This is a genomic window from Flavobacterium sp. (genome assembly GCF_044376915.1).
GTDB lineage: Bacteria > Bacteroidota > Bacteroidia > Flavobacteriales > Flavobacteriaceae > Flavobacterium.
On sequence record NZ_JBILKB010000123.1, the window covers coordinates 1 to 3772 of the forward strand.

A 3772-nucleotide genomic window follows, 5' to 3' on the forward strand; every position below is an offset into this window, starting at 1 on the left:
CATCTTGTACTTTATTTAATAGCCTTTGTTGTGCAGTCACTTAATTTTAACTAATTTTATTGTAAATCTTACATATGTTACACAAACTCATCAAAGAAATTCCAAGAGCGATAATTTTATCCATTGCTGTTTTTTTAGTTTTATTGGTAGTAAAATTATTAACGGGTATTACTATTCAGTTGAATGAACATTTACTCGTAAATTTCGGTTACACCATGTTGTATGGATTAACGCTGTATTTCGCTAATGCCTATTTATTTATCTATTTAGATGGTATTTTTGAAGTAGAACGCTTTACAAAACGAAGAATAATTTTAGGCTTTTTAGGGTCGTTTGTGATTTCTGTTTTTGCTATTTTTATCTTGCGAATTGTTGAGGATGTGCTTATTGAAGGATCAAGTTTTGAAGCGTTTTTTCAAAATGAAACCTTAGCAAATTATGTGGTAACAATTCTCATTACATTTTTTGTAACCATAGCATTTCATGCGTTTTATTTTTATAAGGCGTATCAAGAAAACAAGGTGAACCAACAAAAAATAATTGCGGGTACGGCTTCGGCCCAGTTTGAAAGTTTAAAAAACCAAATCGATCCCCATTTTTTGTTCAATAGTTTGAATGTTTTGAGTTCGTTAATTGAAGAAGATCCAATTGCAGCACAAAAATTCACTACGTCCTTATCAAAAGTATATCGCTATGTTTTGGAACAAAAGGACAAAGAATTGGTGTCGGTTGCCGAAGAAATTGCTTTTGCAAAAACCTATATGAATTTACTCTTAATGCGATTTGAAAACAGCATCACATTTGAAATTCCCGATACTATTGAGAACGATGAAGCAAAAGTAGTACCATTATCCTTACAATTATTACTTGAAAATTGCATCAAACATAATGTAGTAAGTGAAACCAAACCACTTCATATTCAAATTAGTCTTCAAAAGGGTGCGTTAGTTGTATCCAATAATTTACAAAAGAAAGAAGTATTGTCTGATCGAAAGGGTGTCGGACTCGAGAATATCGTGAGTCGTTACGGAATTCTAACCCATCGTAAAGTTGTAGTTGAAGCATCTGAAAGTGAATTTAAAATAAGCATACCCATATTAACCAAACAAATTTCAGTTATGGAAACTAACACACTATTTTCAGAAAATGCTGCCTATGCAAGAGCCAAAAAACGTGTAGAAGAACTAAAAGGATTTTATGGCAATTTAACCGCTTATAGCATAGTGATTCCGGCATTAGCCTTTATTAACTATACTACATTTTGGGGATTCCAATGGTTCTGGTTTCCCTTGTTAGGATGGGGAATGGGATTGTCTTTTCACGCATTTGGTGTTTTTGGATACGGTAAAACGTGGGAAGAACGAAAAATACAAGAAATAATAAATAAAGGGAAAAATAATACTTGGGAATAGTCAATCAATCACACTAACAAAATCAAAAAAATAACTATGGAAAATATAACAGCAGAACAAATTCGCTACGAGGAAGCGGTCAAACGCGTAAAAAAAATCAAAGGATTTTATACGCATGCAATAGTCTATTTGGTCATTAATAGTATGTTGGTGATCTTAAATATTCAAAACTTAAATGAAGGTGAGAGTTATTTTCAGTTTAAGAACTTTTTCACAGCTTTCTTTTGGGGAATTGGTTTGTTAGCGCACGCATTGTCTACCTTTTTGCCGTATTTTATTTTAGGTAAAGATTGGGAAGAACGCAAGATTAAAGAATTTATGGAGAAGGAAAAAGCTAATAAGTGGGAGTAATTGGTCACAGTTGTCAGACAACATAAGAACTTGAAACTTGAAACAAAAAAACAATGAACATCATTATCATCGAAGACGAAAAACCAGCAGCACGCTTGTTGCAACGCAAAATTGAAAAATTAGGCTTGCAGGTGAATACATTGTTGCATTCTGTGGAGGAATCAATTACTTGGTTTCAAAATAATCCGCATCCCGATTTGATTTTTTTAGACATACAATTGTCGGATGGATTGTCGTTTGAGTTGTTCGAGCAAATAGACATCAAGAGTTCTGTGATTTTCACTACGGCCTATGACGAATATGCGTTGCGTGCTTTCAAACTCAATAGCATTGATTATTTGTTGAAACCTATTGACGAAGACGAACTTTCAACAGCCATTTCAAAATTCAACACTCAATTTCAAAAAAGTGCGTTCCCAAATTTGGATATTGAAGCCATTAAGCGGATGTTGGTCCATCCAGTAGCAAAAGAATACAAGCAACGGTTTTCGATAAAAATCGGACAGCAATTAAAAGTAATTTCCATTGATGACGTGGAGTGTATTTACAGCGAAAATAAAGGCACTTATTTGCATACAATAGATAATCGCGATTATTTAATTGATGCTACTTTAGAAGAATTGGAGGCCGAAATCAATCCCAAAGATTTTTTCCGCGTGAGTCGTAAATTCATAATCCCACTAAAAGCCGTGAAAGAAATTCAAGTGTATTCTAACTCAAGGTTAAAAATCAATTTACCTACCTATAAGGCTGAAGAAGTGATCGTTTCAAGAGAAAAAGTGTCTGATTTTAAACTTTGGATCGGTTAATTACTAATTGAAGTAAAAGTGCCAATACACAAAAAAACCAATCAATAGTGCTACCAATACATTTAGCATACTGATCATAACTAATGCAAAACGGCTCCATAGTTTTTCGTGCATTAGGCGATAATTAGCCCATATCGATGGTAGTATGAGTAGTACTAAAATATATGGAATATATGAAGTACCGCTTACAAAAATAGAAGTCGGACTTGCATAAGGTGCTGGAAAGTAGAAAATAGCTATGTTGGTGCATAAGACGAGCATGTAATAAAAAAGCAGGAGTCCGAAGGGAACAACGAGTATTTTAAGAACATTGAATTTGTCTTTTTTTCGATTGGCGATGAAATGTATCAAAAAATAAACCGAACACAAAGCAAAAAATAAACCACTGCTCATTAAAAAAGCGCGTATTGTATCGTTGTTTTGTGGCGTTTGATACGAAGCTAATTTTTCAAATTCAGCATTTTTTGGAAATAAAGTATCTATTTTCAGTATGTGATTTCCTTTGGCTAATTCTTTTGTAAGGTTAAATTGAACCGTTTGATCGTATTGGTGGTAGAAATACAAATTAACGACGCCATTGGTGCTATCCCATATGGAAGTTAACAAGGTTCCATCGCCTATTTTTTCTCTACAAACATGCATGGTATCGGATAATTTTCGACAAAAATCCAAATCCGTCTCTATTTTTGATGTCAAAAACGATGTGCCCTTTTTGTAGCGTTCTAATTTATTTGCAGCTGATTTAGGCGTAATTGACGGACAAAAATTTGACAGCACATATTTAGCGTCATTTCCCGATAATATTTTATAAGGTTCAACAATTATGTATTTTCCCGATTGCTCGATATAGATAAAAACATCTTCTATAAAATACCGCTGATCATATTTTTCAATGTATTTTTTTACATCTTCGACAGTTTTACAAGAATGTAGAATGTCTTTTAAATAGCGCGTTGGATTTGTAATCTGGATGCGGTTATTGAATTTCGAAGTAATCAATTTGGGATGATAAGATGCCAATCTAGAAAAAACCAAACCGTGCTCATTCATTCCCGATTGTGGTGCATAGCCATTTTCTCCGTCCCATCTAGAGCCTGTAAAAGCTGCTCCATATTGGTTGTTTTGTCCAACTTCAAACCAAATATGGGAAGTGGTTCTCCAAGCATCTTCATTACACCCAACCATTGTTTTTCCATTTTT

Annotated in this window: 4 protein-coding genes; 3 read left to right on the forward strand and 1 reads right to left on the reverse strand. The window is 33.8% G+C overall.

The genetic code is table 11. From position 1 onward, the window contains the following. The first annotated feature begins 74 nt into the window (after nt 1-74). Genes ACIQ6Z_RS09475 through ACIQ6Z_RS09485 form a run of 3 tightly spaced genes read left to right on the forward strand, consistent with a single transcriptional unit; the run spans nt 75 to nt 2572 of the window. Entirely contained in the window at nt 75-1412 is a 1338-nt protein-coding gene (locus ACIQ6Z_RS09475; RefSeq protein WP_396210640.1) for a 2TM domain-containing protein, read from the forward strand. A 36-nt stretch (nt 1413-1448) separates the two neighbouring features. Continuing rightward, nucleotides 1449-1763, forward strand: a complete 315-nt coding sequence (locus ACIQ6Z_RS09480; RefSeq protein ID WP_396196890.1) for a 2TM domain-containing protein — start codon at nt 1449-1451, stop codon at nt 1761-1763. A gap of 53 nt (nt 1764-1816) precedes the next feature. Beyond that, nucleotides 1817-2572: a LytR/AlgR family response regulator transcription factor gene (locus ACIQ6Z_RS09485; protein WP_396210641.1), complete on the forward strand. Its 756-nt coding sequence runs from the start codon at nt 1817-1819 to the stop codon at nt 2570-2572. A gap of 3 nt (nt 2573-2575) precedes the next feature. Here the strand turns inward: ACIQ6Z_RS09485 and ACIQ6Z_RS09490 are convergent. Next, a partial coding sequence (locus tag ACIQ6Z_RS09490; protein ID WP_396210642.1) for a hypothetical protein occupies nt 2576-3772 on the reverse strand: 1197 nt, incomplete at its 5' end.